Here is a 16877-nt window from a genome sequence, read left to right as displayed (position 1 = left end):
CCGGACTACGAGGCGTTCCGGTCCGGCAGCCTCTCCACGAACGCCCGGACCGCCGCCTTCACGTCGTCCGCCGTCCACTCCAGACCCGGTCCGGCCACCGTGATCTCGGTGTACGCGAGTCCCGGGCCGCCCCGGTTCCAGCCCTGGGCGAACAGGCCCGTCCCCGTCTCCTCGACCTGCCGCAGCGCCGCGTCCCCGAGGACGTCCGGTTCGTACGGCAGCCAGACCTGGAACTGGTGGGTGTGCGGCTCCTCCGGGTGGACCCGGGCCCAGGGGACCCCGGCCTCGGTGAAGCCCTCGCGCAGCGCGCCGGCCACCACGCGCGCGTGGGCGACGTACTCCGGCAGCCGGGGCAGCTCCCGCTCCAGGCCGATCAGTGCCGACAGGACGGTCGGGAACTGCTGGATGATCATGCCGCCGTACCGGTGCCGCCAGGTCTTCGCCTCGTCCACGAGCGTCTTCGGCCCCGCGACGGCGGCACCGCCGAAACCGCCGAGCGACTTGTAGAACGAGACGTACACGCTGTCCGCGAGGCCGGCGATCTCCTCCAGGGGGCGGCCGAAGTGCGGGGCGCACTCCCACAGCCGGGCCCCGTCGATGTGGACGACCGCGTCACGCTCCCGGGCCGCCTCCACGACCTCGGTGAGCTCCTCCCAGGTGGGCAGGACGAACCCGGCGTCCCGGAGCGGCAGTTCCAGCAGCAGCGCGCCGAACGGCTCGGGGAAGTCCCGCACCTCCTCGGCGGTCGGCAGCCGGGGCTCGTTCGTCACACGGACCGGGCGAAGGCCGCTGACCTGGCTGAACGCCTGCCGTTCATGGACTTCGGGGTGACTGAGCCCGTGCAGGGCCACGGTCGCGTTCCCGGTCCGGCCCGCCCAGCAGCGCAGCACGACCTGCTGGGCCATGGTCCCGGTCGGGAAGAACACCGCCGCCTCCGTGCCCAGCAGTTCGGCGACCCGCTCCTCCAGGGTCTCGACGAGGCCGCCGCCGTACATGTCGACCCGCCCGTCGAGGTCGCACACGTCACCGGCGCCCTCGTTCAGCCAGGCCAGGCGCTCGCGGAGCGACAACTGGTAGCCGGGCCGCCACAGCACCCGCCCGGCCGCCTTCCAGGCGACCGCGCGCCGCTCGAACCGCTCCTCGGGAGACAGCCCCGCCGTCCCCTCCCCTCCCCGCCCCGCGGGCTCCGTACCGACCCGCTCCGCGGGTTCCCCACCGTTTCGTGCCGCCGTATCGCTCATCCCAGGATCATGTCCCGGGCGGGCCCGGCCGGGCACCTCGAATTCCACACCCCGGTGACCTGTGGATATCCCGTTCACCCGGCCAGGGCCCTCACCGGTGTCGCGGCGCGCGGAAACCCACAGCCTGTGGACGGCCGGACTCCCGTCGGACCAATCGCGTTAACATGACGAGAAATCGTCCGGTACCCCGAGCGGACTGGAACGGAAGGCCGCCGTCGCGTGAGTACGTATCCCCAGCCAGAGCCCAAGGACCGCCCCGCGCGGCTGACCGTCGGCGTCGTCGGCGCCGGCCGGGTCGGACCCGCGCTCGCCGCCGCGCTCCAGCTCGCCGGACACCGCCCGGTGGCCGTCTCCGGCGTCTCCGACGCCTCCAGGCGGCGTGCCGCGCAGCTCCTGCCCGACGTTCCGCTGGTGTCCCCGGCCGAGGTCCTGGAGCGCGCCGACCTCGTGCTGCTGACGGTCCCCGACGACGCGCTCCCCGGGCTCGTCGAAGGACTCGCCGAGACGGGCGCCGTCCGGCCCGGACAGCTCCTGGTGCACACCTCCGGGCGGTACGGCGCGCGCGTGCTCGACCCGGCCCTCCGGGCGGGCGCCCTGCCGCTCGCCCTGCACCCCGCGATGACGTTCACGGGCACCGCCGTGGACGTCCAGCGGCTCGCCGGATGCTCCTTCGGGGTCACCGCCCCCGAGCAGCTCCGGCTGGCCGCCGAGGCCCTCGTGATCGAGATGGGCGGCGAGCCCGAGTGGATCGCCGAGGAGTCCCGGCCGCTCTACCACGCGGCCCTCGCGCTCGGAGCCAACCACCTGGTGACCCTGGTCGCCGAGTCGATGGAACTGCTGCGCACCGCCGGTGTCGCGGCCCCCGACCGCATGCTCGGCCCGCTCCTCGGCGCCGCCCTGGACAACGCGCTCAGGTCGGGCGACGCGGCCCTGACCGGACCCGTCGCGCGCGGGGACGCGGGCACGGTCGCCGCGCACGTCGCCGAACTGCGCCGGCACGCCCCGGGGACCGTCGCCGGCTATCTGGCGATGGCCCGCGCGACCGCCGACCGCGCGCTCGCCCACGGACTGCTCAAGCCGGAACTCGCCGAGGACCTCCTGGGGGTACTCGCCGCCGGGACGGACGCGACCCAGGGGACCGAGGGAGACACCCGATGACCACCGCCCTGCTGCGCACCGCCGGCGAACTGTCCGCGCGGGCCCGGACCGGCCGCAGAGCCGTCGTGATGACCATGGGCGCCCTCCACGAGGGCCACGCCACCTTGATCCGCACCGCCCGCGAGGTCGCGGGAGACGCGGGCGAGGTGGTCGTCACCGTCTTCGTCAACCCCCTCCAGTTCGGGCAGGGCGAGGACCTCGACCGCTACCCGCGCACCCTCGACGCCGACCTGAAGATCGCCGAACAGGCGGGCGCGGACGTCGTGTTCGCGCCCTCCGTCGACGAGGTCTATCCCGGTGGCGAGCCCCAGGTCCGGATCTCCGCGGGACCGATGGGCGAGCGCCTGGAGGGCTCCGTGCGGCCCGGTCACTTCGACGGCATGCTCACCGTCGTCGCCAAACTGCTGCACCTGACCCGGCCCGACGTGGCCCTGTTCGGCCAGAAGGACGCCCAGCAGCTCGCCCTGATCCGGCGCATGGCACGCGACCTGAACTTCGGCGTGGAGATCACCGGCGTCCCCACCGTGCGCGAGGAGGACGGACTCGCCCTCTCCAGCCGCAACCGCTTCCTCTCGGCCGAGGAGCGGCGCACCGCGCTCGCCCTCTCCCAGGCACTGTTCGCGGGCCGTGACCGGCACGCCGCCCAGGAGGCGCTGCGCGCGCGGGCGCTGGAGGTGCCCGCCACGCGCGAGCGTGCCGAGGCCCTCAGCGCCCTGGGCGAGTCCCGGGCCGCCGCCGACGCGCACGCCGTCGCCAAGGCCGTCCCCGGATGGCCCGGCGGGGTCCGCTCGGCCGCCCGGCTGGTCCTCGACGAGGCCGCCCGTCTGCGGCCGCCGCTGGCCCTGGACTATCTCGCACTCGTCGACCCCGACGACTTCACGGAGATCCCGGACGACTTCACCGGCGAGGCGGTCCTCGCCGTCGCCGCCCGGGTCGGCACGACCCGGCTGATCGACAACATTCCCCTCACCTTCGGAGCCGCCTCGTGACCGGCAAAGGCACAGGTTCAGACACCGCCACTGGCACCGGTATACGCCTGCACGCGCCCGCCCCGGGCTGGGCCCTGACCGCGGACGTCGTCGTCGTCGGCTCCGGCGTGGCCGGGCTCACCGCGGCCCTGCGCTGCGAGGCCGCGGGGCTGCGGACCGTCGTCGTCACCAAGGCCCGCCTGGACGACGGCTCCACGCGCTGGGCGCAGGGCGGCATAGCCGCCGCCCTCGGCGAGGGCGACACCCCCGAACAGCACCTCGACGACACCCTCGTCGCGGGCGCGGGCCTGTGCGACGAGGAGGCCGTCCGCATCCTCGTCACCGAGGGCCCCGACGCGGTGCGCCGGCTCATCGCGACCGGCGCCCACTTCGACGAGTCCTCCGAGGGCCGCCTCGAACTCACCCGCGAGGGCGGCCACCACCGCCGCCGCATCGCGCACGCCGGCGGCGACGCGACGGGCGCCGAGATCTCCCGGGCCCTCGTCGAGGCGGTCCGCGCGCGCGGCCTGCGCACGGTCGAGAACGCGCTCGTCCTGGACCTCCTGACGGACGCCGGGGGCCGCACCGCGGGCGTGACCCTGCACGTCATGGGAGAGGGCCAGCACGACGGTGTCGGCGCCGTCCACGCCCCCGCCGTGGTCCTCGCGACCGGCGGCATGGGCCAGGTCTACTCCGCGACCACCAACCCGTCCGTCTCCACGGGCGACGGCGTGGCCCTCGCCCTGCGCGCGGGCGCCGAGGTCTCCGACCTCGAGTTCGTCCAGTTCCACCCGACCGTGCTCTTCCTCGGCGCCGACGCGGAGGGCCAGCAGCCGCTGGTCTCCGAGGCGGTACGGGGCGAGGGCGCCCACCTGGTCGACGCGGACGGCGTGCGCTTCATGGTCGGCCAGCACGAGCTGGCCGAACTGGCCCCCCGGGACATCGTCGCCAAGGGCATCATGCGCCGCATGCAGGAGCAGGACGCCGAGCACATGTTCCTCGACGCCCGGCACTTCGGCGCCGCCATGTGGGAGCACCGCTTCCCCACGATCCTCGCCGCCTGCCGCGCCAACGGCATCGACCCGGTGACCGAGCCCGTCCCGGTCGCCCCGGCCGCCCACTACGCCTCCGGCGGCGTACGCACCGACGCCCGGGGCCGCACCACGGTCCCCGGTCTGTACGCGTGCGGAGAGGTCGCCTGCACGGGTGTCCACGGCGCCAACCGGCTCGCCTCCAACTCCCTGCTGGAGGGCCTCGTCTACGCGGAGCGGATCGCCGCCGACATCGCGGCGAGCCACGCCGAGGACGGTCTGCACGCGCGCGTGCCCCAGCCGGTCCCGCACCCCGAGACGCCCGCGCACCCGCTGCTCGCCCCCGAGACCCGCTTCGCGATCCAGCGGATCATGACGGGCGGCGCCGGTGTGCTGCGCTCCGCCGAGTCCCTCGCGACCGCGGCCGAGCAGCTCCAGCGCCTGCACACCGACGCGCGGGACGCCCTGGACGAGGACGGCAAGACCTCCGAGCCGGGCGTCGACACCTGGGAGGCCACCAACCTGCTGTGCGTGGCCCGTGTCCTGGTCGCCGCCGCCCTGCTGCGCGAGGAGACCCGGGGCTGCCACTGGCGGGAGGACCACGCCGACCGCGACGACGAACAGTGGCGCCGTCACATCGTCGTACGGCTGAATCCCGACCGGACGCTCGCCGTCGGCACCACCGATACCGCAGACTTCCCCCCGACATCCCGGCAGCCCCACCCGGCGCCCCCGTCCCTTCCCCAGGAGCAGTGACCGAAGTGAGCACCCACGACCTTCCCCTCGCCGAGAGCGGCGGCTGCGGCGACGGCTGCGGCTGCGGCGCAGACATGGACGAGGCGTACATGGAGTGCGGCCTCGATCCCGCTCTGGCCCAGCTCCTCGCCGACGCCGGCCTCGACCCCCTGGAGGTCGAGGACATCGCGAACGTGGCGATCCAGGAGGACCTCGACCACGGCGTGGACGTGACGACGGTCGCGACCATCCCCGAGGACGCCGTCTCCACCGCGGACTTCACCGCCCGGGACGCGGGCGTCGTCGCGGGCCTGCGCGTCGCCGAGGCCGTCCTGTCCGTGGTCTGCACGGACGAGTTCGAGGTCGAGCGGCACGTCGAGGACGGCGACAGCGTCGAGGCCGGCCAGAAGCTGCTGAGCGTCACCACGCGCACCCGCGACCTGCTGACGGCCGAACGCAGCGCCCTCAACCTCCTGTGCCGCCTGTCCGGCATCGCGACCGCCACGCGCGCGTGGGCAAACGCCCTGGAGGGCACCGAGGCGAGGGTGCGGGACACCCGCAAGACCACGCCGGGCCTGCGCTCCCTGGAGAAGTTCGCGGTGCGCTGCGGCGGCGGCGTCAACCACCGCATGTCGCTGTCCGACGCGGCACTGGTCAAGGACAACCACGTGGTCGCCGCCGGCGGCGTGGCCGAGGCCTTCAAGGCCGTACGGGAGATGTTCCCGGAGGTCCCCGTCGAGGTCGAGGTCGACACCCTGCACCAGCTCCGCGACGTCGTCGACGCGGGCGCCGACCTGATCCTGCTGGACAACTTCACGCCCGTCGAGTGCGAGGAGGCGGTCGCCCTCGTCGCGGGCCGTGCCCTGCTGGAGGCGTCCGGCCGGCTCACCCTCGCCAACGCCGGGGCCTACGCGAAGACGGGCGTCGACTTCCTCGCGGTGGGCGCGCTCACGCACTCCTCCCCGATCCTCGACATCGGCCTCGACCTGCGAGCGGCGGAGTAACCCCGGCCATGCTGCTGACCATCGACGTAGGCAACACCCATACGGTCCTCGGCCTCTTCGACGGGGAGGAGATCGTCGAGCACTGGCGGATCTCCACCGACTCGCGCCGCACCGCCGACGAACTCGCCGTGCTGCTCCAGGGCCTCATGGGCATGCACCCGCTGCTCGGCGAGGAACTCGGCGACGGCATCGACGGCATCGCGATCTGCGCGACCGTGCCGTCCGTGCTGCACGAGCTGCGCGAGGTGACGCGGCGCTACTACGGCGATGTCCCCGCCGTTCTCGTCGAACCCGGCGTCAAGACGGGCGTGCCGATCCTCACGGACAACCCCAAGGAGGTCGGCGCCGACCGGATCATCAACGCCGTGGCGGCCGTCGAGCTGTACGGGGGACCGGCGATCGTGGTCGACTTCGGCACCGCTACCACCTTCGACGCGGTCAGCGCCCGGGGCGAGTACGTCGGCGGCGTCATCGCCCCCGGCATCGAGATCTCCGTCGAGGCGCTCGGCGTCAAGGGCGCGCAGCTCCGCAAGATCGAGGTGGCCCGGCCGCGCGCGGTGATCGGCAAGAACACCGTCGAGGCGATGCAGTCCGGCATCATCTACGGGTTCGCCGGCCAGGTCGACGGGGTCGTGAACCGGATGGCGCGCGAGCTCGCCGACGACCCCGAGGACGTCACCGTCATCGCCACCGGCGGACTGGCTCCGATGGTCCTCGGAGAGTCCTCGGTGATCGACGAGCACGAGCCGTGGCTCACGCTGATCGGGCTGCGTCTGGTGTACGAGCGGAACGTCTCGCGCATGTGAACTCCGCCCGCGTGACGCGGGCAGCCGGTACCGGAGGGGCCCCGCGTTCGCGGGGCCCCTCCGGCTTTGCTTCCGGGGCGGGCCGGCGGCCGGATTCCCTTCCGGAGGGGCGGCGGCCGGCTTTTGGAGGGATGGCGGCAGGGCGCTCTTCCGGAAGCCGGGACGCGATTCCGCTCTCGCCGGGACAGGACGCGCCATATTTCTTCCGCTATGCGGATTTTGTCTGATTAGCACGTATCGTCGGCCCATGCCCACGCCCTACGGATCCCACGGCGGCATGGCGTTCGGTGCGGAGGAGCTGCGTGTGCTCCGCCGTGCCCTCGCCCTCGCCCTGCACCCCAGCCCCGTCTCGGCCGAGGACGTCCAGGACTGCCTCCGCCTCGCCGAGTCCCTCGACGAGGCGGCCCACGAGGGGGCCAGGCTCCGGGCCTTCCTGCTGGCCGACCTCGCCCGCTACCGGGCCGCCCTGCCGGGCACCGTCACCGGCTACCTCCCCCTCCTGGAGGAGGCCCTCGCCTCCGGATACCGGCCGAACCCCGACGACCTCGCCGCGCTCCGCGCGCTGCGCGGCAACCCCGCCGCCGCGGCCCTCCTGGAGCGCTGCCGGGTCCTCGCCGAGCAGGACGTGCGGACCCGGCTCTCGGGGCGCGCGCTCGCCACGGTCCCGCAGTCCCGCACCCGTCTGCTGGCCCTGCCCGGCGGCCGCGCCGCCGAGGAGCCCGACAGGAGGCCCGAGCCGGAACCGAGGCCCCGGCCGCCTGCCGGGTCGCCCCGCCCGGACCGGCCCGTCCCCACCCCGGGCGAGGTCTTCCCGCCGCGGCGCAAGCCCGGCCCGCCCCCGGCCGACCCGCCGCAGCAGCTCGCGGCGGGCTAGCTACCCTGGGGGCATGGACTATGTCTCCGCGCTCGTGCCCCCGGTAGTGATGGCCGTGTTCTTCATCGGGCTCATCGTGACGATCGTGAAGAGTCAGGGCGGGGCCAACAAGGCCAAGGAGGACGGGGCCGTCGACGCCGCCCTCGCGCGCGTGGAGGCCGCTCAGCAGGCCCCGGCCCGCAAGGACGCCGGGGCCTGAGCCCCGGGCGGCCCCGCGCGGCTCCGGGCGAGCCCTCTTCGGCGCCCGCCCGCCCCGTGCCCGGCCGCGCCGTCACCGGCGTACGACTCGGACGTTTCCCACGTCCTTCGAGTCGTACGCCCTTTTTGTTGGCCATCTCCCACTATTGTTCTGAACTGTGCCTCGCCCATTGGGAGAACTCGAAGACGCGGTCATGACGCGGGTGTGGAAGTGGAACCGCCCGGTGACCGTTCGGGAAGTCCTGGAAGACCTTCAACAGGAACGGTCCATCGCCTACACCACGGTGATGACCGTTTTGGACAATCTCCATCAGAAGGGCTGGGTCCGCCGGGAGGCGGAAGGCCGGGCCTATCGATATGAGGCGGTCTCCACACGGGCCGCGTACTCGGCGGCACTGATGAACGACGCCTGGTCGCAGAGCGACAACCCCGCGGCCGCTCTCGTCGCCTTCTTCGGGATGATGAGCGAGGAACAGCGGGTGGCCCTCAGTGATGCCGTACGCATGGTGCAAGGGCCGGAACCGCGAGCCCCCGAAGCCGTCGAAAGGCCGCCGGCGCCCGGGCCCTCGGGGGAGAACCCCGCCGCTGACGGGGACGCCTCCGGGCGATAGCGTCCGCTCATGTCAGCAGAGCATCCCGCGGAGGTTCCGGCAGGGCTTCCGGCGGAGCATCCCGAAGTCACCGCAAAAGCCGTCACCGTCCGGCGGGCCAGGACCAGCGATGTCGCGGCCGTACGAGGACTCCTCGACGCGAACGTGCGCCGCCGTATCCTGCTCGACAAAGCCACCGTCACCCTTTACGAGGACATCCAGGAGTTCTGGGTCGCGGAACGCGACGACAACGCCGAGGTGGTCGGCTGCGGCGCCCTGCACGTGATGTGGGAAGACCTCGCGGAAGTCCGCACTCTCGCGGTGAACCCCACGGTCAAGGGCCTGGGCGTCGGTCATCAGTTGCTGGAGAAGTTGCTCCAGACCGCCCGCTGGCTCGGTGTTCGACGGGTTTTCTGTCTGACCTTCGAAGTCGGCTTCTTCGCGAAGCACGGCTTCGTGGAGATCGGTGAGACACCCGTCGACACCGATGTGTACGCCGAGCTCCTGCGTTCCTATGACGAGGGCGTCGCGGAGTTCCTCGGTCTCGAACGAGTGAAACCGAACACCTTGGGCAACAGCCGGATGCTTCTGCATCTGTGATCGCGACCGGCTATTCCGGCGGAGTGCGCTGCCCACGTTCCCTATGTCCGAAACGCGCACGTTTCCGGGCGGGCGGAGTCCAGTGAGTCTCTGCCAGGGGTTTGTGTTTTTCCGGCAAAAGCGGTTTGCTTTCCGACGTACTGCAGTACTGCATATAACAAGGGACGGCGAAACGGCGGACGCCGCGGGGCCCTCCTTGCCCTGAAGTTATCGATGAAAGGAAATCCGGTGGCACAGAAGGTTCAGGTCCTTCTTGTCGACGACCTCGACGGTGGCGAGGCGGACGAGACCGTGACGTTCGCGTTGGACGGCAAGACGTACGAAATCGATCTCACGACCGCCAATGCGGACAAGCTCCGTGGCCTTCTCGACCCGTACGTGAAGGGTGGCCGTCGTACCGGAGGCCGTGCTTCGGGCGGACGCGGAAAGGCCCGCGTCGCTTCCGGCGGCAGCCAGGACACCGCGCAGGTCCGTGCCTGGGCGAAGGAGAACGGCCTGGAGGTCAACGACCGCGGCCGTGTTCCCGCGTCCATTCGCGAGGCCTACGAGAAGGCCAACGGCTGAGCGGGCGCTCGCCGCAGCCTTGCGCGGTGGCACTGTGTCGCCATCGTCTGCACCAGTCGTACGAGATCGGGGGCGCCCCCAACGCCCCCGCCGACGGTCCCGCCGCCCAGCGCCGACAGTGTCGGCAACGCCGGCTCCACGGCGCGGCCGGGCATCGGGGGCCGCAGCCAGTGGGCGGCCCCTCGTGGGCCTCTCCGCGTTTCCGGACCGGCCGGTCGCCGGTCGCCGGGACGGGCTCGCGGACCGTCGTCGGGCCGGCCTTCGGGCCGGGCCCCGAACACAGCCGGCGGAGCGAGGGGACCCGGCGACGCCGGAGCCCCGGGATCCGGTGCCACCGCGACGCCGGGATCCGGCGGCGGGGGAGCCTCGACGCTTCCGTCCGCGCCGATCGCCGTGAGATCCAGCGCGAGGGTTCCCCACTCCAGCCAGTCGAGCAGCCCCGGCAGCTCCTCCGCGCTCCCCGCGGCCACCAGCAGCCGCATCCGCTCCCCGTGCAGGGCCACCGGAGAAGCCGGGCCCAGATGCCGCAGGGCGGGGAATCCCGCCTCCGCCGGGACCTCCAGGACGTCGAAGCGCAGCCCCGTGACCAGCCGTACCGGCGACCCGGGCACTGTCGCCCAGCCCAGTTCGTTCTCGTACCACTGACGTACCGGATCGACCGGATCACCCGGATCGGACGGCCGACGGGGGACAGGGACGGTGGGAACCATGCAAGGAGCAACCGCCAAAAGACCCCCGGAGTTACGCTGGGTGTTTACGTGAACGCGCAAAGTGCCGGGAAAAGGGGCGTGCGGGAGCGTTCGTCCGGGCATGGATGTTCGCCCGTAGCGGAGGGAACCGGTGCGCGCGGCATGGACTGTCAGTGAGCACGGGTAAGACATGCCTAGTGGGAGGGGCGACACGCAGGGCTCGGGCATCTCACGTTCGCCATCGGCGTACAGCGGGAGAGGGTATCTGCCTGGCCTGCGGGAACATCGTCTCGCACCATCAGGTTGGAGCAGATGTCGGCGTTCGGGGTCAGGAGGCCAAGGACGGTGTCGGCAGTTGGAATGAGCGGTCCCCGCTTGCGGGACTAAGCTGCGGAAGGACAGCGAGGGGAGCGTCCCCTTACTGCCTGACCGCTCTGAGGAGCGATTAACGATGTTCGAGAGGTTCACCGACCGCGCGCGGCGGGTTGTCGTCCTGGCTCAGGAAGAAGCCCGGATGCTCAACCACAACTACATCGGCACCGAGCACATCCTCCTGGGCCTGATCCACGAGGGTGAGGGTGTCGCCGCTAAGGCCCTGGAGAGCCTCGGGATTTCGCTCGAGGCGGTCCGCCAGCAGGTGGAGGAGATCATCGGGCAGGGCCAGCAGGCCCCCTCCGGTCACATCCCCTTCACCCCCCGTGCCAAGAAGGTCCTGGAGCTGTCGCTCCGCGAGGCCCTTCAGCTGGGCCACAACTACATCGGCACGGAGCACATCCTGCTCGGCCTGATCCGCGAGGGCGAGGGCGTCGCCGCCCAGGTCCTGGTCAAGCTGGGCGCAGACCTCAACCGGGTGCGGCAGCAGGTGATCCAGCTGCTCTCCGGCTACCAGGGCAAGGAGACCGCCACCGCCGGCGGTCCTGCCGAGGGCACCCCCTCCACGTCCCTGGTCCTCGACCAGTTCGGCCGGAACCTCACCCAGGCCGCTCGTGAGTCCAAGCTCGACCCGGTCATCGGGCGCGAGAAGGAGATCGAGCGGGTCATGCAGGTGCTGTCCCGCCGTACGAAGAACAACCCGGTGCTCATCGGTGAGCCCGGCGTCGGCAAGACCGCCGTCGTCGAGGGCCTCGCCCAGGCCATCGTCAAGGGCGAGGTGCCCGAGACCCTCAAGGACAAGCACCTCTACACCCTCGACCTCGGCGCGCTGGTCGCCGGCTCCCGCTACCGCGGTGACTTCGAGGAGCGCCTGAAGAAGGTCCTCAAGGAGATCCGCACCCGCGGCGACATCATCCTGTTCATCGACGAGCTGCACACGCTGGTCGGTGCGGGTGCCGCCGAGGGCGCCATCGACGCCGCTTCGATCCTGAAGCCCATGCTGGCCCGCGGTGAGCTCCAGACCATCGGTGCGACGACCCTGGACGAGTACCGCAAGCACCTCGAGAAGGACGCGGCCCTCGAGCGCCGCTTCCAGCCGATCCAGGTGGCGGAGCCTTCCCTCCCCCACACGATCGAGATCCTCAAGGGTCTGCGCGACCGGTACGAGGCCCACCACCGCGTGTCCATCACGGACGAGGCCCTGGTGCAGGCGGCGACGCTCGCCGACCGGTACATCTCGGACCGCTTCCTGCCCGACAAGGCGATCGACCTGATCGACGAGGCCGGCTCCCGGATGCGCATCCGCCGGATGACCGCGCCGCCGGACCTCCGCGAGTTCGACGAGAAGATCGCGGGCGTGCGCCGCGACAAGGAGTCGGCCATCGACTCCCAGGACTTCGAGAAGGCGGCCTCTCTCCGCGACAAGGAGAAGCAGCTGCTGGCGGCGAAGGCCAAGCGCGAGAAGGAGTGGAAGGCCGGCGACATGGACGTCGTGGCCGAGGTCGACGGTGAGCTGATCGCCGAGGTCCTGGCCACCGCCACCGGCATCCCGGTCTTCAAGCTGACCGAGGAGGAGTCCTCGCGTCTGCTGCGCATGGAGGACGAGCTCCACAAGCGGGTCATCGGCCAGAAGGACGCCATCAAGGCGCTCTCGCAGGCGATCCGCCGTACGCGAGCGGGTCTGAAGGACCCGAAGCGTCCCGGTGGTTCCTTCATCTTCGCCGGCCCCTCGGGTGTCGGTAAGACGGAGCTGTCGAAGACCCTCGCGGAGTTCCTCTTCGGTGACGAGGACGCGCTGATCTCCCTCGACATGTCGGAGTTCAGCGAGAAGCACACGGTCTCGCGTCTCTTCGGTTCGCCCCCCGGATACGTGGGCTACGAAGAGGGCGGCCAGCTCACCGAGAAGGTCCGCCGCAAGCCGTTCTCCGTCGTCCTCTTCGACGAGGTCGAGAAGGCCCACCCGGACATTTTCAACTCGCTGCTGCAGATCCTGGAGGACGGTCGTCTGACCGACTCCCAGGGCCGGGTCGTGGACTTCAAGAACACGGTCATCATCATGACGACCAACCTCGGCACCCGGGACATCTCCAAGGGCTTCAACCTCGGCTTCGCGGCCGTGGGCGACGTCAAGTCCAACTACGACCGGATGAAGGCCAAGGTCAACGAGGAGCTGAAGCAGCACTTCCGCCCCGAGTTCCTGAACCGTGTCGACGACACGGTGGTCTTCCACCAGCTGACCGAGGAAGACATCATCCAGATCGTCGACCTCATGGTCGCGAAGGTGGACGAGCGTCTGAAGGACCGGGACATGGGCATCGAGCTCAGCCCGAGCGCCAAGTCCCTCCTCGCGAAGAAGGGCTACGACCCCGTGCTGGGCGCCCGGCCGCTGCGCCGGACCATCCAGCGCGAGATCGAGGACGTCCTCTCCGAGAAGATCCTCTTCGGCGAGCTCCGTCCCGGCCACATCGTGGTCGTCGACACCGAGGGAGAGGGCGAGGCCAAGGCCTTCACCTTCCGCGGTGAGGAGAAGTCGGCACTCCCCGACGTCCCGCCGATCGAGCAGGCCGCCGGCGGCGCCGGTCCCAACCTGAGCAAGGAGGCGTGACCTCCGGGTCCGCCTGAAAAGGGGCTGCCCCGGGACCTCGGTCCCGGGGCAGCCCCTTTTTCAGGTCCCGGAGCAGCCCTTTCGGCCGGCGGGAATCACAGGACGTTGTGGGTCGTGGTCGTCGTGTGTTCGCCCGGCAATTGACCCGCGAGCTGTTCCGGCACGGTTCCGGTGTCCGAAGAGAGGGCGAAATTGACCGTCCGCAGATTCGGCAGCAGGGCCCGCAGTCCGGAAAGGTCCTCGTTCCCCGCCGGTTTTCTCAGTTCCAGGTGTTCGACGGACGGCAGCGGCGGCGCCGACCCGAGGGATCCCAGGGCGGCCCGGTGGATCCGCAGTTCCCTGAGCGCGGGCAGCGCGGCGACCTCGGACCAGTCGTCGGGGGTGAGCTCGCCGGGCTCCCGGCTCAGCCACAGGGTGTGCAGGGACCGCCAGTGGCGCAGCCCCCGCATCCCGGTGCCGCGGAGCACGTCCAGCCCGAAGCAGAGGACTTCCAGCGGCGCGTCCAGGGGGAGGGTCTCGCTCAGCGACCGGCCCGTGAGCCGGTGTCCGATGTTCAGTTCCCGCAGCGAGGCCAGCCCCGCCAGACCGTCGGGGACCGGGGGCCGTCCCGAGTCGGACATCAGGTACAGCCCCCGCAGCGGCAGTTCCGCGAGCGGCGCGAGGTCACCGATCCCCGTGCACCCGTCGAGGTTGAGCTGCTCCAGTCGCCGCTGTGCCGTCAGGAAGCCCAGATCCCCGAGACGGCTGTTGTGCCGCAGCATCAGCCGGGTCACCTGGTCCGGGAGCAGGCAGGCGCGCAGTTCCGCCGGGTCGATGTCTCCTACGATCTGCAGCCGGGGCCGGCCGCCCAGGTCGCGCAGCACGTGGAGCTGGGCGGCCGAGTGCGCGGAGAAGTACAGGCCGGCCGGGTCCAGCCGGGCGATGATCTCGGACGCGTACCGCTCGGTGTCGAACCTGTGCCATCCCCAGGCGAGTTGGGCCCGTACGGACCGGGCCGGGTGCGAGCGGAAGCGCGCCAGTACGGGGATGGCCGCGTCGGTGCCGATCAGGGAGGCGGTGACCACGACCCCGTGGGCCTCGTCCTCGGTGAGACCCTCCGGGCCGGGCAGCAGCTCCAGGACGAGGGGGCCCGCCTCGGCCAGGGCGCGGGCCTGCGCCGACGTTCTCGGCGGGATGAGCGCGGCCGCGTCGCCCTCCACGGCGGCCCGTACCTCGGGCGCGAGCTGGGTGGCGTGTTCCAGCGAGGCGAGGGCGAGCAGCCGTACACGGGTCGCCGCCGCCGCGTCGAGGCGTGCCGCCGCGCCGGTCAGGGAGCCCAGCAGCTCGGCCCGTTCCCGCGGCCGGGCGTGGGCGACGGCCATCCGGACCACATCCGCCCACTGGGACTCCCCGGCGTTGCGCACCAGCAGCCCGAAGTCCCCGTCCTCCACGGCGGCCTTGGCGCCCAGGTGGTCCTGGAAGGTGCGGTGGACGAACTCGACGGTCCCCGGGGCGGGTTCACGGAGAAGGCCGCTGCGGACGAGGAGGTGGCGCAGGATCCGCGCGGCGTCGCCCTGCCGGGCGGCGGCCGGGAGGGAGGGCAGGACGCCGGCGACGATGCGTTCGGCGCGGTCCCGGTCCATCTCCGAGCGGTTGTTGCGGATCAGCCAGTAGGCGAGCCGTTGCAGGAGCTGGATCTGCGGAAGTTCCGTGAGGTGGATGCCGTCGTGACCGCTGCCCCGTACGAACATGTCGCGTTCCTCGTCGCGGCGCGACAGCAGCATGGAGAGCGCGGCGTCGTACAACTCCTGTCTGCCGTGCGGCAGATAGCCCCGCCGGTCCCGGTGCAGCGCGCAGATCAGACCGCACATCAGGGGGTTGGTGGCGAGGCGGCCGAGGTCCGGCTTGGTGCGTACGGCGTCGAGGAGGGAACGCTCGTAGCCGTCGAGGCGGTCCGTGTCGGAGGCGTCGAGGCGTGCCGCGGCGTGCCAGCGGCGGATGAAGGCGGCCACGTCGTCGCCGGTCATCGGCGAGAGGACGAGTTCGGTGAACCCGTCGGGAGCGAGCCAGTCCTCCCGTACGGCCGAGGGGCGGGACGTGACCAGCCACTGGTTGCCGGGGTAGGCGTCGAGGAGTTCGCGCAGCCAGCGGCGGGTGTGTTCGCGGTCACGCTCGGGGATCTCGTCGAGGCCGTCGACGAGCAGCAGTCCGCGGCCGTGGCCGAGCACCCTGTCGGTCCAGCCGTCCGGCTGGGTCGCGTGGAAGGGGAGCCGCACGGCGGACAGGAACGCGTCGGGGGCCGGAAGGCCCTCGGAGCGGCGGACGAGGGTGCGCAGCGGGAGGACGAAGGGGATGCGGTCCCCCCGCTCGCCGCGCGCCGCGGTCACCGCCAGCCACTGCACCAGCGTGGTCTTGCCGGAACCGGCCACACCGCGCAACAGGACGAGGTCCTGTTCCGACAGGGCCTGTTCGGCGGGCAGGGAAGCGGCCGCGGGGGCGATGCGCACACCGTCCGAGGAGGCGGTCTCCTCGTCCTCCACGGGGCGTAAGGCCTGGAGGCTGAGGTAGGCGGCGTCCAGCGGCCAGCGTTCCGGGGAGTTGACGAGGTCGATGCCGTAGATGGTGAGGTGGCTGTGTCTGGTGGCGAGATGGGCGAGATAGCGCTGCTCGAAGGCATGGTCCGTGCCGCCCGTCATGGGGGTGCGGGCGATCAGTTCGTCCACCTTGGCGATGAGCTCGCGCTGTCTGCGGCTCTGCTCCACGAGGGTGCGGGGGACGAACGCCGAGCGCTGGGTGAAGAAGTGCAGGATGTGGAGGCAGGCGGTGTCGAGCAGCCCCTCGTAGAACACGGTCGCGTCGAGGGACAGGTCCCGGTCGGGGTTCTCGGCGGCCGCGCGCAGCCGCAGGGCGAGCGCCCGGTGACCGAGCTCGACCGCCTGGACGTCCGTCATGGTGAGGTCGCCCAGGGCGTGCAGCGTGGTGCCGAGGGCGTGGACGACGGCCTGTTCCTCGTCGGCGGGGAAGGGGCGCTCCCCACCACGCAGTGACCGCCCGACCAGGGCGGCCGATAGACGGGTCAGTTCCTTCTCTCCGACGGCCCGTTTCTCGCCCTTGAAGGAGACGAGCGCCGAGATCCGTACGGGCTTGTCCACGAGGCCCGCTCCCGGGCCCTCGGCCACGAAGAGCTTCCTGACCAGCGGCGCGGCCACGCTGGAGGCCAGGCGCGTGCCGACGGTTACTGGGTCCATGACGATCCCCCGGGAGAGCGTTGAGCCAGGAGGACAACCGTATGTTCTGACAGCCGTTCGGCACAGAGGCGCCGGAGGCACCCGCGAAGGGTCGGCGAACGTCCCCAAGACCCTTGAAAACAGGGGCCGGCGGCGTAGCCCGCGTCACATTCCGGGGGTCCCGGATCCGGCCCCCCGGTGACATGAGGCACAGGCGTTTCATCCGGTACTAGAGC

At 71.7% G+C, this 16877-nt stretch carries 14 protein-coding genes; 11 read left to right on the top strand and 3 right to left on the bottom strand.

The annotated features are described in order from the left end of the window. Positions 1-5: 5 nt before the first annotated feature. Positions 6-1241 (bottom strand): threonine aldolase family protein, encoded by a 1236-nt coding sequence (locus ACFYW9_RS11180; protein ID WP_389147724.1) that lies wholly within the window; start codon positions 1239-1241, stop codon positions 6-8. A gap of 219 nt (positions 1242-1460) precedes the next feature. Between ACFYW9_RS11180 and ACFYW9_RS11175 the strand changes: the two genes are divergently transcribed. From ACFYW9_RS11175 to ACFYW9_RS11130, 10 genes are all read left to right on the top strand, one after another. Continuing rightward, a complete protein-coding gene (locus ACFYW9_RS11175) occupies positions 1461-2399 on the top strand; it encodes a Rossmann-like and DUF2520 domain-containing protein (RefSeq protein ID WP_389147721.1) in 939 nt (312 codons plus the stop codon). Then, positions 2396-3388, top strand: coding sequence for a pantoate--beta-alanine ligase (gene panC, locus ACFYW9_RS11170; protein ID WP_351866189.1), 993 nt, complete (start codon positions 2396-2398; stop codon positions 3386-3388). Before ACFYW9_RS11175 ends, panC begins: the two co-directional genes overlap by 4 nt. After that, the gene (locus ACFYW9_RS11165; protein WP_389147717.1) at positions 3385-5154 is read left to right on the top strand and encodes an L-aspartate oxidase; all 1770 of its coding nucleotides are present in this window, start codon (positions 3385-3387) and stop codon (positions 5152-5154) included. Before panC ends, ACFYW9_RS11165 begins: the two co-directional genes overlap by 4 nt. A gap of 5 nt (positions 5155-5159) precedes the next feature. Continuing rightward, positions 5160-6137, top strand: coding sequence for a carboxylating nicotinate-nucleotide diphosphorylase (gene nadC / locus ACFYW9_RS11160; RefSeq protein WP_351866183.1), 978 nt, complete (start codon positions 5160-5162; stop codon positions 6135-6137). Between the two features lie 8 nt (positions 6138-6145). Beyond that, the gene (locus tag ACFYW9_RS11155; protein ID WP_326786315.1) at positions 6146-6943 is read left to right on the top strand and encodes a type III pantothenate kinase; all 798 of its coding nucleotides are present in this window, start codon (positions 6146-6148) and stop codon (positions 6941-6943) included. A gap of 247 nt (positions 6944-7190) precedes the next feature. After that, positions 7191-7817 (top strand): hypothetical protein, encoded by a 627-nt coding sequence (locus ACFYW9_RS11150; protein WP_351866179.1) that lies wholly within the window; start codon positions 7191-7193, stop codon positions 7815-7817. A gap of 13 nt (positions 7818-7830) precedes the next feature. Then, entirely contained in the window at positions 7831-8016 is a 186-nt protein-coding gene (locus ACFYW9_RS11145; protein ID WP_351866176.1) for a hypothetical protein, read from the top strand. 157 nt (positions 8017-8173) lie between these two features. Next, positions 8174-8626, top strand: a complete 453-nt coding sequence (locus ACFYW9_RS11140; protein ID WP_389147710.1) for a BlaI/MecI/CopY family transcriptional regulator — start codon at positions 8174-8176, stop codon at positions 8624-8626. Positions 8627-8635: 9 nt separating this feature from the next. Then, positions 8636-9205: an amino-acid N-acetyltransferase gene (locus tag ACFYW9_RS11135; RefSeq protein ID WP_328449725.1), complete on the top strand. Its 570-nt coding sequence runs from the start codon at positions 8636-8638 to the stop codon at positions 9203-9205. Between the two features lie 228 nt (positions 9206-9433). After that, positions 9434-9769: an Lsr2 family protein gene (locus ACFYW9_RS11130; protein ID WP_351866171.1), complete on the top strand. Its 336-nt coding sequence runs from the start codon at positions 9434-9436 to the stop codon at positions 9767-9769. On the opposite strand, the gene ACFYW9_RS11125 is transcribed toward ACFYW9_RS11130, so the two are convergent. Next, on the bottom strand, positions 9748-10479 hold the full coding sequence (locus ACFYW9_RS11125; protein ID WP_389147704.1) for an SCO3374 family protein: 732 nt from the start codon (positions 10477-10479) through the stop codon (positions 9748-9750). The two genes, ACFYW9_RS11130 and ACFYW9_RS11125, sit on opposite strands and share 22 nt — an antisense overlap. 430 nt (positions 10480-10909) lie before the next feature. Here ACFYW9_RS11125 and ACFYW9_RS11120 point away from each other — a divergent pair, with 430 nt between their 5' ends. Continuing rightward, entirely contained in the window at positions 10910-13435 is a 2526-nt protein-coding gene (locus tag ACFYW9_RS11120; protein ID WP_351126244.1) for an ATP-dependent Clp protease ATP-binding subunit, read from the top strand. Between the two features lie 95 nt (positions 13436-13530). Here ACFYW9_RS11120 and ACFYW9_RS11115 read toward each other — a convergent pair whose 3' ends face one another. Beyond that, positions 13531-16662, bottom strand: coding sequence for an NACHT domain-containing protein (locus ACFYW9_RS11115; protein WP_389147700.1), 3132 nt, complete (start codon positions 16660-16662; stop codon positions 13531-13533). Positions 16663-16877: the final 215 nt, after the last annotated feature.

It is taken from the genome of Streptomyces sp. NPDC002698, assembly GCF_042888945.1.
Lineage (GTDB): Bacteria > Actinomycetota > Actinomycetes > Streptomycetales > Streptomycetaceae > Streptomyces.
This window is presented reverse-complemented; position numbering and strand designations above follow the sequence as displayed.

Coding starts and splice junctions, on each gene's coding strand:
- ACFYW9_RS11180 (WP_389147724.1), bottom strand. CDS start 1,241: ATGAGCGATACGGCGGCACGAAACGGTGGGGAACCCGCGGAGCGGGTC.
- panC (WP_351866189.1), top strand. CDS start 2,396: ATGACCACCGCCCTGCTGCGCACCGCCGGCGAACTGTCCGCGCGGGCC.
- ACFYW9_RS11155 (WP_326786315.1), top strand. CDS start 6,146: ATGCTGCTGACCATCGACGTAGGCAACACCCATACGGTCCTCGGCCTC.
- ACFYW9_RS11150 (WP_351866179.1), top strand. CDS start 7,191: ATGCCCACGCCCTACGGATCCCACGGCGGCATGGCGTTCGGTGCGGAG.
- ACFYW9_RS11145 (WP_351866176.1), top strand. CDS start 7,831: ATGGACTATGTCTCCGCGCTCGTGCCCCCGGTAGTGATGGCCGTGTTC.
- ACFYW9_RS11135 (WP_328449725.1), top strand. CDS start 8,636: ATGTCAGCAGAGCATCCCGCGGAGGTTCCGGCAGGGCTTCCGGCGGAG.
- ACFYW9_RS11125 (WP_389147704.1), bottom strand. CDS start 10,479: ATGGTTCCCACCGTCCCTGTCCCCCGTCGGCCGTCCGATCCGGGTGAT.
- ACFYW9_RS11120 (WP_351126244.1), top strand. CDS start 10,910: ATGTTCGAGAGGTTCACCGACCGCGCGCGGCGGGTTGTCGTCCTGGCT.
- ACFYW9_RS11115 (WP_389147700.1), bottom strand. CDS start 16,662: ATGGACCCAGTAACCGTCGGCACGCGCCTGGCCTCCAGCGTGGCCGCG.